General features: G+C 41.4%; 21 protein-coding genes. 9 read left to right on the top strand and 12 right to left on the bottom strand.

Translation table 11 applies throughout. The features are described from left to right. The first annotated feature begins 152 nt into the window (after positions 1-152). The 3 genes from B2727_RS02300 (at position 153) to B2727_RS02290 (ending at position 3,103) form a co-directional block, all read left to right on the top strand. The gene (locus B2727_RS02300) at positions 153-1,001 is read left to right on the top strand and encodes a sulfurtransferase (protein WP_005201665.1); all 849 of its coding nucleotides are present in this window, start codon (positions 153-155) and stop codon (positions 999-1,001) included. Beyond that, a complete protein-coding gene (gene asd, locus B2727_RS02295) occupies positions 998-1,849 on the top strand; it encodes an archaetidylserine decarboxylase (protein ID WP_005201664.1) in 852 nt (283 codons plus the stop codon). Before B2727_RS02300 ends, asd begins: the two co-directional genes overlap by 4 nt. Positions 1,850-2,206: 357 nt before the next feature. Then, the gene (locus B2727_RS02290; protein WP_033132731.1) at positions 2,207-3,103 is read left to right on the top strand and encodes a LysR family transcriptional regulator; all 897 of its coding nucleotides are present in this window, start codon (positions 2,207-2,209) and stop codon (positions 3,101-3,103) included. Here the strand turns inward: B2727_RS02290 and B2727_RS02285 are convergent. Further along, positions 3,084-3,689, bottom strand: a complete 606-nt coding sequence (locus B2727_RS02285; RefSeq protein ID WP_033132730.1) for a LysE family translocator — start codon at positions 3,687-3,689, stop codon at positions 3,084-3,086. The two genes, B2727_RS02290 and B2727_RS02285, sit on opposite strands and share 20 nt — an antisense overlap. A 199-nt stretch (positions 3,690-3,888) precedes the next feature. Between B2727_RS02285 and B2727_RS02280 the strand changes: the two genes are divergently transcribed. Further along, on the top strand, positions 3,889-4,698 hold the full coding sequence (locus B2727_RS02280; RefSeq protein WP_033132729.1) for a PhzF family phenazine biosynthesis protein: 810 nt from the start codon (positions 3,889-3,891) through the stop codon (positions 4,696-4,698). Between the two features lie 247 nt (positions 4,699-4,945). Here B2727_RS02280 and B2727_RS02275 read toward each other — a convergent pair whose 3' ends face one another. Further along, the gene (locus tag B2727_RS02275; RefSeq protein ID WP_005201658.1) at positions 4,946-5,851 is read right to left on the bottom strand and encodes a LysR family transcriptional regulator; all 906 of its coding nucleotides are present in this window, start codon (positions 5,849-5,851) and stop codon (positions 4,946-4,948) included. A 96-nt stretch (positions 5,852-5,947) separates the two neighbouring features. Here B2727_RS02275 and B2727_RS02270 point away from each other — a divergent pair, with 96 nt between their 5' ends. Then, on the top strand, positions 5,948-6,073 hold the full coding sequence (locus B2727_RS02270; RefSeq protein WP_005201657.1) for a hypothetical protein: 126 nt from the start codon (positions 5,948-5,950) through the stop codon (positions 6,071-6,073). Positions 6,074-6,338: 265 nt separating this feature from the next. Here the strand turns inward: B2727_RS02270 and B2727_RS02265 are convergent, their stop codons facing one another. Next, positions 6,339-7,232 (bottom strand): LysR family transcriptional regulator, encoded by an 894-nt coding sequence (locus B2727_RS02265; protein WP_033132728.1) that lies wholly within the window; start codon positions 7,230-7,232, stop codon positions 6,339-6,341. A gap of 94 nt (positions 7,233-7,326) precedes the next feature. Between B2727_RS02265 and B2727_RS02260 the strand changes: the two genes are divergently transcribed. After that, positions 7,327-7,779: a PACE efflux transporter gene (locus tag B2727_RS02260; RefSeq protein WP_033132727.1), complete on the top strand. Its 453-nt coding sequence runs from the start codon at positions 7,327-7,329 to the stop codon at positions 7,777-7,779. A 73-nt stretch (positions 7,780-7,852) separates the two neighbouring features. Here B2727_RS02260 and B2727_RS02255 read toward each other — a convergent pair whose 3' ends face one another. The 4 genes from B2727_RS02255 to B2727_RS02240 form a co-directional block, all read right to left on the bottom strand. Beyond that, a complete protein-coding gene (locus tag B2727_RS02255; protein ID WP_033132726.1) occupies positions 7,853-8,320 on the bottom strand; it encodes a DUF2147 domain-containing protein in 468 nt (155 codons plus the stop codon). A 109-nt stretch (positions 8,321-8,429) separates the two neighbouring features. Next, a complete protein-coding gene (gene phoR / locus B2727_RS02250) occupies positions 8,430-9,788 on the bottom strand; it encodes a phosphate regulon sensor histidine kinase PhoR (RefSeq protein ID WP_004803503.1) in 1,359 nt (452 codons plus the stop codon). Positions 9,789-9,797: 9 nt separating this feature from the next. Continuing rightward, positions 9,798-10,508: a phosphate regulon transcriptional regulator PhoB gene (gene phoB, locus B2727_RS02245; RefSeq protein WP_004803505.1), complete on the bottom strand. Its 711-nt coding sequence runs from the start codon at positions 10,506-10,508 to the stop codon at positions 9,798-9,800. Positions 10,509-10,759: 251 nt separating this feature from the next. Continuing rightward, the gene (locus B2727_RS02240; RefSeq protein WP_004803508.1) at positions 10,760-11,437 is read right to left on the bottom strand and encodes a TetR/AcrR family transcriptional regulator; all 678 of its coding nucleotides are present in this window, start codon (positions 11,435-11,437) and stop codon (positions 10,760-10,762) included. A gap of 300 nt (positions 11,438-11,737) precedes the next feature. On the opposite strand from B2727_RS02240, the gene B2727_RS02235 reads away from it, so the two are divergent. Further along, complete coding sequence (locus B2727_RS02235) at positions 11,738-12,565, top strand: SDR family NAD(P)-dependent oxidoreductase (protein ID WP_004657060.1); 828 nt, start codon at positions 11,738-11,740, stop codon at positions 12,563-12,565. A 63-nt stretch (positions 12,566-12,628) separates the two neighbouring features. Here B2727_RS02235 and B2727_RS02230 read toward each other — a convergent pair whose 3' ends face one another. From B2727_RS02230 to B2727_RS02210, 5 genes are all read right to left on the bottom strand, one after another. Further along, positions 12,629-13,996: an MATE family efflux transporter gene (locus B2727_RS02230; RefSeq protein WP_004803509.1), complete on the bottom strand. Its 1,368-nt coding sequence runs from the start codon at positions 13,994-13,996 to the stop codon at positions 12,629-12,631. 97 nt (positions 13,997-14,093) lie between these two features. Beyond that, positions 14,094-15,248, bottom strand: a complete 1,155-nt coding sequence (locus B2727_RS02225; RefSeq protein WP_033132725.1) for a pyridoxal phosphate-dependent aminotransferase — start codon at positions 15,246-15,248, stop codon at positions 14,094-14,096. 273 nt (positions 15,249-15,521) lie between these two features. Then, positions 15,522-16,829 carry a DUF445 domain-containing protein gene (locus B2727_RS02220; protein WP_033132724.1) on the bottom strand — a complete coding sequence of 436 codons (1,308 nt, stop codon included), beginning with the start codon at positions 16,827-16,829 and terminating at the stop codon, positions 15,522-15,524. 18 nt (positions 16,830-16,847) lie between these two features. Next, positions 16,848-17,405 (bottom strand): CC0125/CC1285 family lipoprotein, encoded by a 558-nt coding sequence (locus tag B2727_RS02215; protein ID WP_005317281.1) that lies wholly within the window; start codon positions 17,403-17,405, stop codon positions 16,848-16,850. Between the two features lie 36 nt (positions 17,406-17,441). Next, positions 17,442-17,981, bottom strand: a complete 540-nt coding sequence (locus tag B2727_RS02210) for a DUF924 family protein (RefSeq protein ID WP_004803517.1) — start codon at positions 17,979-17,981, stop codon at positions 17,442-17,444. A gap of 227 nt (positions 17,982-18,208) precedes the next feature. On the opposite strand from B2727_RS02210, the gene gshA reads away from it, so the two are divergent. Next, positions 18,209-19,783, top strand: a complete 1,575-nt coding sequence (gene gshA / locus B2727_RS02205; RefSeq protein ID WP_033132723.1) for a glutamate--cysteine ligase — start codon at positions 18,209-18,211, stop codon at positions 19,781-19,783. Between the two features lie 18 nt (positions 19,784-19,801). Beyond that, complete coding sequence (locus tag B2727_RS02200) at positions 19,802-20,308, top strand: disulfide bond formation protein B (protein WP_033132722.1); 507 nt, start codon at positions 19,802-19,804, stop codon at positions 20,306-20,308. Positions 20,309-20,316 lie beyond the last annotated feature (8 nt).

Genomic DNA, 20,316 nt, shown 5'->3' with positions numbered 1-20,316 from the left:
AAATTGCCAGCAAATTTTAAACGTTTAATCCATAATCGTTGGACTTTTTGCTATATCTTCTTTTCTGCTAAATGAATGCAAAAAATCAGACAAAGATAAAAAGTCGGCTATGTTAATATCATCCCCAATGCGGATGATAAAACAGCATAACCATGACTGACGTAGATTTTAAACTGGGTTTACTGATTGAACCTGAACAACTGGTGCCTTATTTAGGCAGCGAGTTGATTCGTATTGTCGATTTAAGCCGAGCTTCGGTATATGAACAATTGCATATTCCTCATGCAATTCATTTACAGCCTAAATACTTGGTTGCACAACAAGAACAAGCCAATGGGGTACTACCTGATTTAGCAGGTTTACAAGTCTTAATCGAAAAATTAAATATTTCACCTCAGCATCATGTCGTGGTCTATGACGATGAAGGTGGAGCTTGGGCTGGACGTTTAATCTGGAATTTACATTGCCTTGGTTTTAACCGCACCAGTTTGATTAATGGTGGCATTCATGGCTGGTTGGGGGCAGGTTTGCCGACTACCGCGGAAGTTGATCCCGTAAAACCCGTTGCCGATCTGTTCCAGATCGATTTAGACACCGTGCAACAGCATCGAATTGAATATCATGAATTGTTACAACAGGTCGAACAAGACAATATTCAGCTTTGGGATTGCCGTACCAACGAGGAATATACAGGCTTACGCCTCGCTGCGCGACGCGGCGGTCACATCCCAAATGCACTGCATTTTGAATGGAGTACTGCCCTAAACCGTGAAAATCATCTAAAATTACACCCGCTTGAACGCACACAACAACGTTTAGAACAATTAGGCTTTAATTTACAACAACCTGTGGTGGTGTACTGTCAGTCTCATCACCGTTCCGGCTTGGCGTATATTTTGGCAAGATTGCTCAACTGGCAAGTGAGGGCCTACGATGGTGCGTGGAGTGAATGGGGCAATCGCCTCGATAGTCCTATTATTTCAGGGGAGTCACCGTCTTGAGTTTTGCAGCAGATTTAAAAAAACAATTATTTATCAAAGCACAGAATCTTGTGCCGCAACATCAACTCAGCCGTGTTGTTGGTAAGGTTGCCGCAAGTGAAAATGTCTTGGTAAAAACTGCTGTAATTCAGGCATTCAAAGCAAAATATGGCATTGATATGAGCATTGCAGCGCAAAGCAACGCACTGCAATATAAGTCATTTAATGAATTTTTTACCCGTGCGTTAAAAGAGGGTGTCCGTGGTATTGATGAACAAGCTGATAGTATTGTTTGTCCAGCGGATGGTGCGATTTCGCAACTGGGTAAAATCGAAGCAGGTGATATTTTTCAAGCTAAAGGCCAAAGCTTTTCTGCTGAAAAATTGATTGGTGATCCGCAGTTGGCGAAACCATTTATTGATGGTCAATTTGCAACCGTGTATTTATCGCCAAAAGATTATCACCGCGTCCATATGCCATTGGCGGGGACATTGACCGAAACCTTATATATTCCGGGCGAGTTGTTCTCAGTCAATCAAACCACGGCTGAAAATGTACCAGGTTTGTTTGCACGTAATGAGCGTATGGTGTGTTTGTTTGATACCGAACTGGGTCGTATGGCGGTGGTTTTGGTTGGCGCAATGATTGTGGCAGGGATTGAAACGGTTGCCACAGGTAAAGTAAAACCATCGGGCAAAGTTGAATTGCAGCATCACCAAATGAAATTGGATAAAGGTGCAGAGTTAGGTCGTTTCTACCTAGGCTCAACCGCTGTGGTTTTATTTGAAAAAGATAAAATGGTCTGGGAAGAGCAGTTTAAAGCCAATTCGACTGTGGTGATGGGTGAGCGTTTAGGTCATTCGGTTTAATTTAGATGTGATTTTAAAAAGCTCCAAAATTGGGGCTTTTTGTTTATAGTTTAAATCTTATATATTTTGTATGACGTGAAATAGTCTTAGATAATTTAAAATAAAGGCAAATAATGATGAAATTTTTAATACCACAACTCTCATTTTTTGAATTTTTAGGAATGCTTACTTTTGCAACAATATTCAGTAATTATTTTTTAGATCGACCATTGATCAATATGACGGTTTTTATACTGTATTGTATTTTTGCAGGGATATTATCCAGTTTAAATTTGTATATCCGTTATAAAAGAAATACCGCTATTTCTGATTAATTACGATTGCTGTGTATGGACTCATCTTCGGTAGATCAAACATATGATTGAAGATATAAGATATTTAATTATTTTTGCAAAAATTGCTGAGTTTGGTTCAATTTCAAAAGGTGCTAAAGCATTAGGCTTATCTACCACGACAGTGAGTATGCATTTAGCCAAGTTAGAAAAGAATTTGGAATGTGCCTTATTTTATCGAAATACACGGAAAATGACCTTAACTCATGATGGTCAAAAACTTTTAGATACCGCCCAAGTCATGTTGGAAACCTATGAATCAGGTATTTTAGATTTTAAGCAACGTTCCATTATTAGAAAAACACAGTTGCATATTTCTATTCCTGCGGTTTTTATTCACAGTGAGTTGATGCGCTGTATCACGACATTTTGTGAGGCATATCAGGACTTAACTGTACATATCACCTGTGATGATAGTCGGACAGATTTGATCGCTGAGAATGTGGATATTGCTGTTCGAATTGGTGAGCTTCCAGACAGTTCATTTAAAGCTCGCTATTTATTTCCTTTAGCCCGAAGTATTGTTGCAACACCTGAATTTTTAAGCCAACAGCAACCCATTACTCATCCTAAAGAGCTGATCAATATGAAATGGATTGGTTTGAGTATGCGAAAAAATAAAAGAATATTGCGGCATCAACACACAGGTGAGGAAGTCGAAATTTCCTATCAGCCTCATATTTATGTGAATAATGTTGAAGCCGCGTATCGTCTGGCAAAATTAAATGCAGGACTGGCAGCGCCTCCTGATGAGTTAATTCAAGCTGATCTTGAACAGCAAAATATTGTGAAAGTTCTACCGAACTGGACACTTGAGCCATTGAGTGTGTATGCGGTTTGGCCTGCCAATATTCCAATCAATAGTATTGCACATGCTTTGATTGAGCGAATTTATCAATCATTTAACTCCAAAATAGTTTGATGAGCATATAGCTTGATAGAATGATTAACGACCCACCCATTATGGTATTCAGGATTTTGAGGTGGCGTGAGTTGGTTAATATTTTAGCGAGTTTATGCCCAGAAATGCCCCAAAGCATTAAACAGATATAGCAGGTAATGAAATAGATGAGAGTAAACAAAATAAAGGGATGATAACTCACGGGGGAGGAAAATAATGAGATACCAGAGAGGCAGGCAATCCATGCTTTGGGATTGAGCCACTGTAAGAGAAATCCATCTATAAAATTGGCTGCCGCAATATTGTTTGATATTTCAACTTCTGCTTTTGAATAGATAATTTTTTGCCCGATATAGAAAATAAATAAGCTGCCTAGAACCTCAATAATCATAAAAAATGTCGGGTAATGCATGATGGTTTTAGATATCCCAAAGCCTAAAAATATAAGCAGTAAACTAAAGCCAATGCTTGCACCTGAGATAAAGGGCAGTGTTTTTTTAAATCCATACATTAAGCTGGATGAGAGAATGGAGATATTGATGGGTCCTGGTGAGATGGACATCGTGAATGCAAAAATAAACATACTGAAAAGAATGGAAAGCTGCATGGTTATGGTCTTTTGAGATCAATCTTAAAAGCAGATGATACAGCGTGGTTTAAATAAGATTAGTCTGGTTTTATCAAAAGCAGATTTTGATTTTTTAGAGGTTTAAAGCTAAAAAGTAATGCATTTTATTTATCAAAAATAAACATTATTGGGCTCATGAGTTGAGTATCTTATCTAAAAATTATAGCTGTTAGAAATAATGAAAATTTACCAAGTAGATGCTTTCAGTAATCAACTCTTTAAAGGAAATCCTGCTGCAGTTGTCTTGCTAGAACAGTGGTTAGATGAGCATATCATGCAGAATATTGCATTAGAGAATAATTTGTCTGAGACCAGTTTTGCTAGAAAAATTGATGATCGAAATTATGAAATTAAATGGTTTTCACCGGTAAAAGAAGTACAGTTTTGTGGTTATGGCACGCTAGCGACCAGTTTTATTATTTTTAGGAATCAGCCTGAAATTGAGTCATTGGTCTTTCACGTCGCGCACTTAGGTGAGTTTTTTATTACTCGTGGTGAAAACGGACAGATCAAAATGAACTTTCCGATACAAATGCCACATCGCTTGGAGATGATTCCTCAAGCATTAAAAGACAGCCTGTCTCAAGAAATCTCTGAGGTTTATATCAATCCACAGGCCTATATTGTGGTCTATCCTAATACCCAGGCTATTTTAAATGAACAACCGAATTTTGATTTGATTAAAAAACTCGGTGGGCGGCGTGTTGCAATCACCACACTAAATGATGCTATAAATGAAAGACTTGCTCGGTTTGATATCATTTCCCGTTACTTTACGCCATCTATGGGAATTGATGAAGATCCTGTCACAGGTTCATTACATACGTCACTGATACCACTGTGGCAGCCATTACTTAAAAAAGAAAATATTGTCGCTTATCAGGCTTCAAAACGAGGTGGTGTGCTGCATTGTAAGTTACTTGAAAATGATCGAATTGAAATCGCAGGTGAGTGTCGCTTATATTTAGAAGGTGAAATTTTCATTTAATCAATAAACTAAAAAGTCATGTACGTTTTTGCTTACATCGATTAGGGGCAATGTCCCATTTTCAGCCAAGGCTGAATTGCCTAATATGAACCCATCAGGAACAGGAAGTTCCAAAACATAAAACAAGAATGATAAGTTTGCGCATCAGGATGTGAGATATGACAGGAGTTGTATCTAGTGAAAGGAATACGAAAAAGCCCGACAGGATGTCGGGCTTTTTTCATTTGAGCTAAAGCTCAGTCAATTTTTAGCTCACCTGCTTGGCACTATAATAAGCATGAATCGAGGCTGCACAACGTTCAATGATCGAGTCTTCATCCTTTTTCCAGATGAGTTTCACTTCGCTGAGGGTGTTCTCGTCTTGGATGGGAATCAGTCTGACATTGCTAGGCAAAATCACTTTAAATTCTTCGGGCACAATACACACGCCAAAACCATTGGCGACCAGTTCCAGTTGAGACCTTTTCCTTGAGTAGATTCTGGTTCTTTTAGGACTAAAACCATTGACCAAACATAAATTGGCTGCCAAATAACTTAGGCCACCACGGGCTTTATGGGGTACAGAAACAAAATTCAATGGCGCCAATTCACGGATCGAGATACTTTCTTTTTCACTTAATAATGGGTCTGCAATATGGGCAGCAACATATAAGGGAGCCGTGTATAAACTGATCGAATTGATATCATTTAAATTGTGATAAATCGGGGGCCGAATAAAACCCAGATCAATTGTCCCATTCAACAAATATTCGAGCTGTAATTCAGAGGATAGGGTATTCATTTCGATATCAATGTTATGGGTATCACAGAGCTGCTCAAAGATTTCCAACTTGTTTTGATCCAGCACAATACTACTGGAGTGCGCGATTTTAATGATTCGACCTTCACCACGGCTGATGCTTTGGGCGCTGACAATCGAACTTTTTAAATGATCAATATTGGTTTTTAGACTTTTATACAGGGCTTCTCCTGCAGGTGTGAGTCTAATTTTCTTCTCGGATCGATCAAAAATTTCAAAACCGATTTCTTCTTCTAAATTTTTAATTTGTCTGCTGAGGGCCGATTGAGCAATAAATAGCTTTTCCGAGGCAGCAATAAAACCCCCAGTTTCAACAATCGTGATTAGATAATTGAATTGTTTGAATGTCCACATATCTCAAAATTAGATCATTGCTTGTTTTTTCTATATTAGATTAGATGGAAGAAATCTTATACCTTTTTTATAGATCCTTAATTTAGGTAGCTGAACATGACAATGAAAAACAAGATGTTGACCTTGATTGCTGCTGTAGTGATTTGTTTACTGGCGCAAAGCTACGATCAGTATATGGGGGTGATGACGAAAGAGCAGACTATTGATTTATTGGGAGATTGATAAGTTTTCCGTACCCAGTTCCATATAATTACTGACTTTTTAAAGGATGAGAAAGCTCAGCAGTGTACGCTTTTTCTTACATTGATTAGGGGCAATGTCCCATTTTCAGCCAAGGCTGAATTGCCTAATATGAACTCATCAGGAACAGGAAGTTCCAGAACATAAAACAAGAATGATAAGTTTGTGCATCAGGACGTGAGATATGACAGGAGTTATATCTAGTGAAAGGAATACGAAAAAGCCTGACTTGGATGTTGGGCTTTTTTTATGCGCGATGGATTTGTTTTTCCCACAGCTCAATCAAAAGCTGCATGGATTTGCTCAGTGGTTTATAAGCTGGCCAAATGGCATGAATCGGCATATCCAGCCCATTGGTGGTATCGAGAAAGGCTAAGCGCACCAGACTTTGTTTGGCAAAATGTGTTTGCACTACGGAAAGCGGAAAATTACCCCAACCCAGGCCTTGTTCCACCATATCAATGGCCATGGATAAATTGTCGCTATACCAATAAGAGTCCGAGACCAAAACCCGACTGTCAGGTAGAGGGTAATTTTTGCTTGCAACAATAATCTGTCTGAGTTCAGATAACATGGTGAGTTCATTTTTATTATGCGCTTTGAGCTGTTGTGCATCTTGAGGTGAAACCGCAGCAACAAATTGTTCCATGCCCAGCAAACGGAAGCGTTCATTGTTATCGAGTTGTGATGAGCTATAGGCGATATAGAGATCAATTTCGTTATTGTGTAGCCGTGTTTTGAGCTCCTGTTGTGGTGCACTGACGATTTCAATATTTAACAAGGGATAGCGTTGAATCAGCTGTTCAATTCCTGCCAATAAAAACTTTTGATTCACATCTGCAGCGATGCCAATGCAAAGACTGGTTTCTAATCCCGTTGAAAGTTCGGTCAAATGCAGGTCGAGCTGACGTAATTTGGTCACAATCAGTCGGGCATGCGGTTCGATTGAAAGTGCAACCTCTGTGGGGGCAAGGTGGTTTTTACTGCGTTCAAATAATTTTAAATTCAATTCTGCTTCAAGATTGGCAATCGCCATGCTGACTGCTGAAGGGACTCGATTTAACGCACGTGCCGCTGCGGAAAAATTACCACGATCAATAATTTCCAGAATCAGTTCAAGCTGCTCACGACTGAGTTTCATGGCAATTCCCTTGTCAGTAAATCTGATGACGATTGACTTTTTTTATCAAATTTAAGGCGTAAAATCCACCCATTATTGATTTTAAGGTGTGGTCATGCAAGGAACCAAGAGAAGAGTCACTTATGTGTTTTTCTATGAAGTTTTTAGCTTTTTTATCTGTGCAATGGTGCTGGCAGTGCTTTCAGGTACCACCATCAGCCATACAGGGCCTTTATCGATCTTGATTGCGGTAATTGCAGTGACGGTCAATTTCTTTTTTAACGCTGTGTTTGAGATGTGGGAAAAGAAGCAGACATCAAAAAAACGTACGGTACTCAGACGTGTGGCACATGCGATTGGCTTTCAAATTGTCTTGGTGATGATTTTGATTCCTTTGATTGCTTGGTGGATGCAGATCAGTTTAGTTAAAGCCTTCTTGCTAGATTTTAGTTTGATGGTGCTGATTCCATGTTATACCTTTGTTTATAATTACTTTTTTGATCATATTTTTGGTTTGCCTAGTCATTTGCTTGAGCCAGCAGCGATGAGTGCCAAAACTAGCTCTTAATTGACAGTTTTATCGTTAAATTTATAAAAAAGAGTGCATAAAATGCACTCTTTTTTATGTGAAATTTAAATAATTAAAGTCGAATCCAAGTCATATTACGGAAACTATTATTGCTTGGATTTTTGGCATTGATACTCAACATTTTGCCCGTTTTGCTGAGACGTCCATTCAGGTTGTATTTGTGACCATCATAAGGATTGAGCCAAACACCTTGTCCAAATTCTTCATTTTGACTCAACATCTTTAGACCGGTTAGCACTTCCATACCGATAATCTGCTGGTTTTTTAAAGTACCTGTACATGCTGTACATAAGGTCGGTGCAGCCTCCTTGGCAGAAGGATACATTTTGACAATCACAGCACTGTATTGCTCGGTCGCAGAATGTTTGCGAATGACGATATCAGACAGGTACGAGCCCGTACGCTCATCGACGACTTTCCACGTCCCAATCAGTGGATCTGTTGGAGCAGCATGAATCGCCAAAGGGGTATTGAGTCCAAGTAAGAGAATACAAGCACGAAGAAAAGGGGTATTGAGCATGAGGAATACATCGAGAAATATAAATGATGAAATGAAACAACAATTTATTATATTATTTTAGTGGAATGATCACATCATATTTAAGGGAACTTAGCAGTTCCCTTCAGGTTTAAATCATGCGGTATAAGCGTTCTTTCGGGAACACGGCAGTAAAGGTCGAACCTTCATTTTCTTTAGAGCTAATTTCCAAATGTGCACCGTGTTGCATTAACACGTGTTTCACAATTGCCAATCCGAGTCCTGTTCCACCTGTCTGACGGCTACGTGCGCTATCAACACGGTAGAAACGTTCTGTTAGACGCGGCAAATGTTTTGGGTTAATCCCGATGCCATTATCCTGAACGGTAAAGTAGGCATGGTCACCATCTTCATGCCAGCCAATGGTGATGATGCCACCTGCAGGCGTGTATTTAATCGCATTGGTAATTAAATTGCTGAATGCACTGGCAATTTCGATATCGGAACCAATCAGGTCGCAATGGCTATCAATATCCAGATTCAAGGTATGACCATAATCGAGATTGTAGGCGCGGGCATCATCAAAGATTTGATTCATCAGATTGGCCATATCAATAATCTGATTTTTCGCGACTTTTTTATTATTTTCTAAATTAGATAGCAACAATAAATCATTAACCAAAGCATTCATACGCTTGGTTTGTGACTGCATTTGTGTGAAAGCTCGTTTCCAGCGTGGGGTAATGTCATCTTGATCAATAAAGGTTTCGATATAACCACTGAGTACGGTCAGCGGTGTACGTAATTCATGTGAAATATTATCGACAAAGTCTTTACGCATTTGCTCGAGGTTGTGTACTCGCGTGGTGTCATAAGCGACCAATAGACGACTTTCGCCACCGAAACGGGTCAGTTTGACTTGCACATAACGATCTTCATCCATCTGCGCTTGCAGACGGATGCCATCAGGAGATTGATCACTGTGGTTAAAATATTCAATAAAACTGGGTTGGCGCAGAATCGACAATAAGTTGCGGCCACGATCTAAGGGACTAATGCCTAACAGTTTTTCAGCGGCAGGGTTCCACCATTCGATTTGATGTTGATCATCAATTAAGACCACGGCTTCGGCCAATGCCACCAAAGAGGATTGTGCGCGATCAATCAAACCCACCATTTCGGCTTGAACAATGCGTTCTTGACGCTGTGCGCGGTAGACATTGAACAGCAATGCGCCCCAAATCCCGTTCAGATTTGGGGGGACATCATAAGGGCGATTGGAAATCCATTCATTGACCAGATAAATCGAGCGGAGCTGTAGCATGAAAAACAGCACAAAGGCGACAAAAATACAGCTCCAGAAGTAACCCACCCCGAATCCGACTAAGCTCGCAATTAATAAGAAAAAAAGTAACAGTCTTAAATCTTGCTTTGCAAAGGTCCATAAACTGCTATAGCGAAAACGTTGGTGTTCACGTGCCAGTTCAGGGACGGGGTAAGGTTCATACATAAAGGATTTTTAACCTACTGCTAAATCTGCTCGTGTCGAGAAGCGATAACCTGTGCCACGAACGGTTTGTACAAAACGATCGACACCAAAAGGCTCTAACACTTTGCGTAAACGACGAATATGCACATCAATGGTACGGTCTTCGATATAGACATTACCACCCCAGACTTGATCTAGGAGTTGAGCGCGCGTATAGGCACGCTCAGGATGGGTCATAAAGAAGGCCAATAAACGATATTCGGTTGGACCCATCTCTAAAATACTGTTGCCGAAACTCACGCGCTGGCTGACAGGATCAAGTAATAAGCCATTGGCATCAATCACTTTCTCACCGCTCAAGGCATTGGCACGACGTAATACCGCTTTGATACGAGACACCAGTTCACGGGTTGAAAATGGCTTGGTCATGTAATCGTCTGCACCCGCATCAAGACCTTGTACTTTATGGTCTTCTTCACCACGTGCGGTCAGCATGATTACTGGAATCTCGGCCAAGTTTTCATCGCGTTTGAGGCGGCGGCATAAATCTACACCACTCACACCACCCGGTAGCATCCAATCCAGCAAAATAAGCGCAGGACGCTGATCAACGATAATCTGATGCGCTTGTTTGGCATCCTCTGCTTGTAAACATTGGAAGCCTGCCATATCTAAAGAGGTATGGATCATTTCGCGGATCGGTAGCTCATCATCGACAATTAAAATATAGTCATCTTTCACAGCGCAATACCCTTAAAATCTGTAACGGTTTAACCGTTTTGTTGTTATGACAGGCTTATTACAAAGATTAATTATGACAATATCATTGCAAAAGAATTAATAAAGTCGAATTTAGCAATAAATTGTGACAATCGTAGGGCAGCATGGTGACGGATTTATGACAATCTGCTTAGCAATAAAGCAAATAAATTCATTTGCTTAACTCAAGTGTAGTTTAACAGCTTTGCGTGTCACAAAACTGTAAAACGATTTTAATTTTTTTGCGAGGTTGTTTCGATAAAAGACAAAAAGACAGCACAGCAGGCTGACAAAACATCTTCTAGAGGCTGTTTGAAGCCTTCTGAGACCCAGCGAATAATAATATGCGTAACATAACCATTTAAGCCCGTTGCCATGAGCGAGACTTCTTCAGTGCTATGTGGGGCATTGGGCATGGTGATCATTACAAAGCCTTGAATGATACGATCGAACTGGGTCAAAGTCTCTTGAATGGTGGCTTGATTATGCAGATCTTGCACCAGCATGGCATCAATATAAATAATTCGTGCCATACGTGGATCATCTTTAATCGCACCTAATAAAGCCGACAAACCTGCAGTCACCATATTCTTGGGTTCAGGCGCAGCCATTAAAACAGCTTGGGTTAAGCAGGTTTGCATTTTTTCAATCATTTTTAAGAATACGGTTTGAAACAGTTCTTCGCTTTTCTTAAAAGATTCATAAAAATAGCGTTCAGTCAGCTTGGCTTCATTACAGACATCTTTGACGGTCACCGAGAAAAAGCCTTGTGTGCCATAGGTTGCAATACCTGCTTCAATCAATTTTTCACGACGTGCTTCTTTGCGCTCGGTTAAAGACAGACCTTTAAATTGTCGTTCTTTCGCTTCTGTATTTTTTTTCTTGCTTGTCGCTTGATCTTGAGTTGCCATTGAGAAAACCGTTCCCTAAAAAGTCTTTAAATCGTGTGTCTAATATTTGCATTTCAACCATGTTGTGCTGACTAGCATAACCAAATTTTGAAAATATGCCTTGTCTCTTTTAAACATCATCAGTCATGAAATGTAAATAGGCCTATTATGACATGTAGGATGTTGGTTATTGCCATTTGTCTTAAAGCTAGAGTGTACTATATTGACAACACGTATTGTCAAAATTATATTGGTTACAGGTTAAACAGCACATGGTCTGAGCGAATATGTGCGTATCATTCGTAGTACAAAGGATAGGCAATGAAAAATTTTAAAAATAAAGTCGCAGCGATCACCGGTGCAGGTTCTGGGATTGGACAACAACTGGCAGTTTTATTAGCGAAACAAGGCTGTCATTTGTCATTGAGTGATATCAATGAAAAAGGCCTGACGCAAACTGTTGAATTAGTGAAGCAGTACCCTGTAACAGTGACCACCAAAGTACTCGATGTTTCAAACCGTGATGCGGTGAAACAGTGGGCACAAGAGACTGTACAGGATCATGGCTCAGTCAATTTGATCTTCAACAACGCAGGCGTAGCACTTGGCTCAACCGTCGAAGGTGCGAGCTATGAAGATTTAGAATGGATTGTTGGAATCAATTTCTGGGGTGTGGTCTATGGCACCAAAGAATTTCTGCCATTCATCAAACAAACCAAAGATGGTCACATCATCAACATCTCTAGTATTTTTGGTTTAACCTCGCAACCAACCCAATCCGCGTATAACGCAACCAAATTTGCGGTGCGCGGTTTTACTGAATCACTGCGCCAAGAATTAGATATTGAGAAGGGCGGAGTCAGCTCACTCTGCGTACACCCAGGCGGGATTCGTACCAATATCGCCAAAGCAGCGAAAATGAATGACAGTTTGAAGAGCTTGGGCATGGACCCGAACAAATCAATCAAGCAATTTGACAAGTTCCTGCGCACCCCACCAGAAGAAGCTGCACGTCAAATTTTAAATGCAGTATTGAAAGATAAACGCCGTTTATTGATTGGGACCGATGCGCGTATTGTGGATTCGTTCCAACGTTTATTCCCGACGGGTTATCAACGTATTGCAGCGCTTGCAACCAAGATGATGTAAGTTGTCAGCATGAAAAAAGCCATTCGCTGTGAATGGCTTTTTTATTTGCATCAGAATGTGATTTTAGATCAGCACTTTAATCTTGGTCTTTTTCCAAAAGAATTGATAATAAAAGGCTTGGAATAGACATAGACAAACAAAGGACAGTGCATAGGCAATCCAAATGCCTGTTAAGCCCCACAATGAACTAAACCAATACGCGCATGGCACTTCGATCAGAACAATTGTGAAAATATTGATGAGCATTGGGATATTGACCGCACCACTGGCACGCATAATCGATGCAAAAATGGCGCTGGCACCAAAGAATAGAATCGACCACAACACAATAAATAACAGTTGTTGACCCAGCTCAATTACGCTGTGATCGGTAATAAACAGCGCCATTAGATATTTTGAGAACAAATAAGCCAGAGCAATCAAACTACCGGTAAATAAGAAATTCATACCCAAAGCGGTACGGGTGACTTTGGCCAATAAATCAGGTTTACCTGCACCAATCGCTTGTGCAGCAAAAATCGAAGCGGCAATTGAAATCGACAAGGCTGGAAATTGGATGTAGTTCAGTACCTGATTGACTGCGCCGTAGGCAGCAGTGGCGTGTGCACCATAATGGTTAATCAAGCCAATAATCACCAAACCAGCTAAGGAAGTGGTGACCATTTGAATCCCTGTTGGAATACCGAGTTTTAAAATTAATTTACTCAGCTCAGCATCATGGCGAATATGTTGCAGCAATAGACCATCAATTTTCAGTGGATGGTTTTTATAATTTAGATAAATTGCTAAAAAAATCAGCACCGCGGCATAACCGATAATGGTTGCAATCGCAGGGGCAACAATACCTAAAGCTGGGAAACCAAAATAACCTTTCAGTAAAACGGGGGTTACGCCCAAACCAATCAAGCTAGTGAGGCTCAGTGCAATCAGTGGTGTCACACTATCACCGACCCCACGCAAGATCGAGGTATAAATAATATAGACGAACAGTAAGGGGCTGCCCACCAACATCCATTGCACATACGGCAAGGACAGGTGCATCACTTTAGGATCAGTACCCAGCAACTCCAAAATATGTTTGGCGAAGATCAGGCCCAAGACCGCAATAATGCTGCCGCCGATCAAGGTCATAAATACGGTGGAGCCAATCACGGAACGGACTTTTTCTAGATTCTGTGCACCCCATGCCTGCCCAATCAGCACTGTGGAACCTGCGGAAATCCCGATCACAAAAGCCAGTAAAAAGAACAGGATGGGGAAGAATACCGAGACTGCGGCAATCGCATTTACTCCCATCATTTGACCGACGAAGATGGTATTAATGGTTCCCGACAGGTTTTGTAAAATATTGGTGGCAATCAACGGCACCAGAAACACAAAAAAGGTTTTCCAGAGATTCGGTTGCATGACCAAGGGTTGGCGTGGTGTCATTCAGTTTCCTTCACGCTTCATCCTGAAACGATTGTATTTTTGTCAACATAACATTCTCAGTTGTGTTGAAGATGAGGGTTCAGTTTCTTTTTGTTGATCAACATTGTACGAGGATTTCACCTGCGCGTTGTAGTGTTTGATCGGTTTTGGCAAAGCAGAAGCGGATTAAGCGTAATGATTCAGGTGCTTGCTGATAGAACACCGAAATTGGAATTGCCACAATTTTATGTTGCTCTGCAAGGAATTGGCACATCTCGATATCATTGAGATCAGGCCGAATATTGCTGTAATCCAGATTTTGGAAATAAGTGCCTTGAGATGGAATGAAGTTGAAACGTGAATCTTGAATTTGGGCGTTGAACAAGTCACGTTTTGCCTGATAAAAGCTAGGCAATTCTTGAATATGCTCAGGGTGTTGTTGCATATAGTTGGCCAGTGCAATCTGGCATGGAGTGGTGCCACAGAAATTGGCAAATTGATAGATCTGGCGGAACAGACGCATAAGTTGTGGCGCAGCAACACAATAGCCGGTTTTCCAACCAGTGACATGATAGGTTTTGCCGAAAGAACCAATCACAAAACTGCGTTCACGCAATTCAGGGAATTGCAGTGCACTATAGTGTTTTTGCCCATCAAAAATCAGGTGTTCATAGACTTCATCGGAGAGCACCACGATATTTTTATCTTGAATCAAATCAATTAACTGTCGCCAATCCTGTTCTGACCAAATTGCTCCTGTTGGATTATGTGGCGTGTTGACAATGATCATGCGGGTGTTGGCATTGATACTGTCTTTGACCTTTTGCCAATTTACCTGAAAGCTGGGTGCATCTAAATGAATATGCACTGATTTTCCACCTGCTAACTGAACTGCAGGGGCATAGCTGTCATAGCTTGGATCGAAAATAATCACTTCATCGCCAGCATGGATACAGGCTTGAATGGCGCAGAAAATTGCAATCGTTGCACCAGGGGTAATGGTGATTTCAGTGACTGGATCGAGTTGCAGTTGATCGCGTGCTAAGAATTGCGTCGCCAGTTGTTGTCTTAAGGCTAGTACACCATCACCCGCAGGGTATTGGTTATAGCCTGAAAGTGTGGCTTGGCTAAGGGCGTCGAGCAATGCTGGTGGCGCAGGAAAATCGGGGAAACCTTGAGACAGGTTCAGGGCATTGAGTCGTTGTGCGAGTTCAGTCATGACACTAAAAATGGTGACGCCTTGGCTTGGGAGTTTTGACTGAAGTTGCAACATGATTGAAATGACCTAATAGAATTTTAATGGATTATGTATTTTGACGGTGTCTTACCGAGAGATTATCTAATTTCAGGATAAGCCTTCAGCTGGAGTTACTTTGGTTTCGCCCAAAGTAACCAAAAGCATTGTCATTCGCAAAACCTGTTCACTTGTTGCATTGGTTTTATTACATCGCAGAAACAGCACTTAATTGAAATCACGCAGGTTGCGAATGACCTTTCTCGCGTATCTTATTGATGACAGGTTTTTGTAGTCAATATTGACGCTATATTACAAAACATTTTCAACAATGGCACGAATCACACCGAGTGCTAAACCAATAAACGCACCGACAATCACACCGTTGACGCGGATCATATGCAAATCACCACCAACTTCACTTTCGATTTTGGCGATCATTTCACGCGAATCCCACTCATGGATGCGCTCACTGATATAACGAATGATCTTGTCGCTATATTGCTCACTGAAATTGGTGGCTAAGCCGACCATTTTTTCATTCAGTACCTGACGGACTTTTTCATTTTGAATCAGGCTCTCGCCGAGCTGCTGTATCGCGGCTTGTAAATTGGTGGCAATGCCTGAATCTTCCTGCATTAAATCGGTTTTAATTGCATCACATAAAATCGCCACGGCACCACTGATAAAGTTCAGCACTTGTGGGCTATCGAGCAAGGCATCTTTGCCACGATTTAAGCGTTGGCTGGCTTCACTGTCTGTTTCTGCTAGTTGTAGCATCAGTGAATGCGTGGTCGCTTCAATATCCTGACGCCAAGGATGGTCAGGGTTGGCCAACATCGATTCAACTTTTTCGATCAAGGAATCAATAGTCCGTTGCTGTACATCTATCCCGATCCAGCTGGCACCTTTAGCCAGTTTCCAAACGCCGAGTTCTTGGAATAATTTACGTGATAAATCACGTGCTTCTTCAGGATGAGACACCATCCATTCATGTGCGAGATCCAGTCCACGCTGCAACACATCTTGATGGAAGTCATTTTCCAATACAGCACGCAGCATTTCACTGGCCAATTTATTGACTTTGGTACTTCTGACCCATTGCACACTGTTATTTTGCACAAAGTGGGCAATCTGATCTTGGCTGACAAATTCAAAAATTCTTGGCACAGTGTGTTGGATCATCTGTACTACATGCTGATTGTTCTTAGGATTAGCCAACCACTGACCTACCGCCAAACTGATATCGGCATTTTGTAAGCTACGTTCCACAATTTGTGGTGATAAGAAATTTTCCTGTACAAAGCGTCCCATTGATTCGGCAATACGTGCTTTATTGCGTGGAATAATTTCAGTGTGATCACGCAACAGTTTGGGCAGCGGCATTCTACCGAAAGGGTTGCGGAATAATACGGTGACTGCATACCAATCGGCTAAGCCACCGACTACACCAGCTTCTGCACCGAGCATAAAAATATGGATAAGCCATTTATATTCAGGGAGAAAATGTGCCGCGACCATTAAAGCGACCCATGACACCACTGCAATAATCAGCGCCATGGTGGCGAAGTATTTACTTCTCTGTAAGCTTGGGACGTGGATTTCTTCGACTGAACTCATTGAGTCATCCTTTTAATTTCATTTCTTGTTTTGAGGTGGTGCAGGTGGCTGCAACACATCTCCTGATGGACTCAAGCCATATTTAGGCCCTAGGGATTGCAAAATCAGTTGTGCATCAAAGGCATCTGGTGATTGCTGCTGTGTCTTAAAGCACTCGATAGTATACGACACTTGAATCGGATCAATATTGACCACTTGTGGGGTATCGTAGAATGGATCCGGCCAAAAGGCAGGGTGACGACGATAATAACCATAAGGATAATAAGATGGTGTCGGATAAATCACCGCCTGACGAGGTGTTTTATGACGGGCATTGCTTGGATCGTCCACCACACTAAAATAGCGGAAACCATTTTTGACCGTGGTTTGCGCTGCTTTGAGCAAGGTAATTTCCTCAGCCGTACCATAACTCAAATTATTATCCGCCTGGAAACCAACGCGGTAAGTTTTGTTATTTAACGGATAAGCGGTGAATTGTCCGAGTTGATCAAAGGTTCTGGGTTTGGAGGGAACCGTTGCACATCCTGCAAATGTCAGTGCGACAAGGAGCGGGGTGCATATTAATAAAGCTTTCATATGCCATTCCTTTATTCAGTGTCGAGGGAGATCGACTTAAAAACTACTATTCGGTTGAGTTAAAAATTCCAGTTCTTCAGCGCTTGAGTTACGGCCTAAAATTGCATTGCGATGTGGATAACGACCAAAACGATCAATGATCACTTTATGCTTTTTCTCAAAGTTTAAATTAATTTCATTGCCTAAGCGTTGAAATAATTTTAGGGCAAATTCATGTATCAGTTTGGATTCGCTATGCATAAACGGCATATAAAGAAAGGAACGTTGCTCAGGACTGAGTTGTGCATCCAGCTGCAAGCTAATCGCTTCTTGTGACAGGCTTAAAGCCAAGCTGTCGTAGGCAAAGGCCTGTGCCTGATCTCGATATAAATTTCGTGAGAACTGATCGAGGATAATAATTTCAGCCAAACGTCCTTCAGGTGTTTGGCGCCATGACCACAGCTCTGCCTGAGCAGCTTGTTGATGAATCTCTGCAAAGGACGCACGAATTTTTGCATCAAAATCATCACTTTTGGCAAACCAAAGTGCACGATGATCAGGGTCAAACCAAAAATTAAGAATGTCTTGCGCTTGCATGGTCGAGTATCCATTGGAAGATTTATTTTTCAATAAAATCACAATTTTTGCGTGTCTTATGTAACAAGATTGTGATAAAAATTGCCAAACTAAATCAGATGACTAGATTGTAATTGTCGTTATAATTGGCTGAGTCGAAGGGATTGGCATGCACATCATGTCTGTAGAATCGACGAAGTCGTTACCATGCATGTGGTCGGCTGATCTTGAATAAGCGAGCATAGAATATGAATCAACCCAGCCTTACTTCCTCTGTGATACCAACTTGGGTAGATGCCTCGCTATTAAAGGGGATGTTACGTGGGATTGAGCGTGAAAGCCTACGCATGCAAAGCAATGGATTTTTATCACAACAAAATCATCCCATCGCTTTAGGTTCGGCACTCACGCATCCGCATATCACCACTGATTATTCAGAAGCGTTGATGGAGTTTATTACCACGCCACAAACGACCATTGCTGCCGCTTTAAACGAGTTGAGTGATATCCATAGCGTCGTACATCAGCAGCTTGAAGAGGGTGAGAAACTCTGGCCTTTGTCGATGCCGTGTATGCTGGATGATAACGAAGAAAATATTAAACTGGCGCAATATGGCAGTTCCAATATTGGCCGCTTTAAAACCTTATACCGTCGTGGTTTAGGCGTGCGTTACGGGCGCCGTATGCAGACCATTTCTGGGGTGCACTATAATTTATCCTTTCCAGAACAACTGTTTGCAGTTTTGCAGCAGCATGAAAGTAATGAACAATTAAAACAGCTCAGTCTGCAAGATTATCGTAGTCACCGTTATTTTGGCTTGATCCGTAATTTTATTCGTCTAATTCCTTTAGTGATGTATATGCTGGGCGCGAGTCCATCGGTGTGCCGTTGCTTCCTGACCGGTCGCCAGCATCATTTACAACCCTTAGTCAAAGGCACTTTATATTTACCTGAAGCGACTGCATTGCGGATGGGACGTTTGGGCTATCAAAACTCAGCGCAAAAAGAGTTAGGAATTCATTATAACGACCTGCATGATTATCTGGATGGCTTACAAAAAGCCGTACATACCCCATATCCAGAGTTTACCCAGCTCGGTTTAAATGATGAACAGGGTGAGCCGATTCAGATCAATGATCATGTGTTACAGATTGAAAATGAATACTACAGTCTGGTGCGTCCTAAACAGGTACCACAAGCAGGTGAAACGCCTTCACAAGCCTTAAAAAATCGTGGTGTTGGCTATGTCGAATTACGGGCAGTGGATGTGAATCCGTATAGCGCGATTGGGATTGATGAAATTTCGGCAGGCTTCCTTGAGAGTTTAGCCTTGTACTGCTTACTCAAAGACAGTCCAGATCTCTTTGCTGAAGAACAAGAACAGATTGATCGGAACCAAACTGAAGTGGTCAATCGTGGTCGTGCAGCAGATGCCAAGATCGAAGCGGGAGACCAGTCGATTGCTTTAAAAGACTGGGCACAAACACATTTAAATGCAATTCAAGCTTGTGCCAAGATCCTAGACCAAATGGATGGTACCCAACTATATCAAGATGCCATTCAAGTGATGCAACAACGCCTAGACCATGTCGAAAACACACCTTCGGCGCACGTCATTGCAGATACCTTGCAACATGGTGGCACATGGAATTTTGGTAGTGTCATGGCGCAGCAACATGTTGATCATTATGACCAGCATCCACTCAGTGAAGAACGCAAACACTATTTTGAACAATTGGCGCAAACTTCGTTGCAAAAACAGGCGCAACTTGAACAAGATAACGACATGAGTTTTGAACAATATCTTGCACAATACCGTTAAAATTTTAGAGGACTTCCCATGCGATGGAATTACCGCTTAGTTAGTGCATTACTGGTACTAACCAGCATTATTGGTATCTCATTTGCGTTGTATTTAGAACATGTGCAAGGTTTGGATCCTTGTCCACTTTGTATTTTCCAACGCCTTGGCTTAATTGGGATGGGCTTAATTGCGCTTGTCGCATTTATCCATAATCCAGTTTCAAACGGATTTAAACGTTTTTATGCCTTCTTGGCGACTTTATCCATTGGTTGGTCGGTGGGTGTTGCGGCTCGTCATGTTTGGTTGCAAAGTTTACCACCCGATAAAGTACCGAGCTGTGGACCTGGCTTAAACTATCTGGTGGATGCCTTGCCGATGAAAACCGTACTGCAAGAAGTACTTTCGGGTTCAGGTGAATGCGCCGCGATAGATTGGACTTTCCTCGGTCAATCGCTACCCGTTTGGTCTCTGGTTTATTTCAGTTTGATTTTATTGATCTGCTTATGGCAATTATTTAGAAACTATAGCGTTACACAAAAATAAACGAATCG

Source organism: Acinetobacter sp. UBA991, from assembly GCF_002292065.1.
GTDB classification, from domain to species: domain Bacteria; phylum Pseudomonadota; class Gammaproteobacteria; order Pseudomonadales; family Moraxellaceae; genus Acinetobacter; species Acinetobacter higginsii.
The sequence above is the reverse complement of the archived record's forward strand: the minus strand, read 5'-3'. Positions and strand labels throughout refer to the sequence as shown.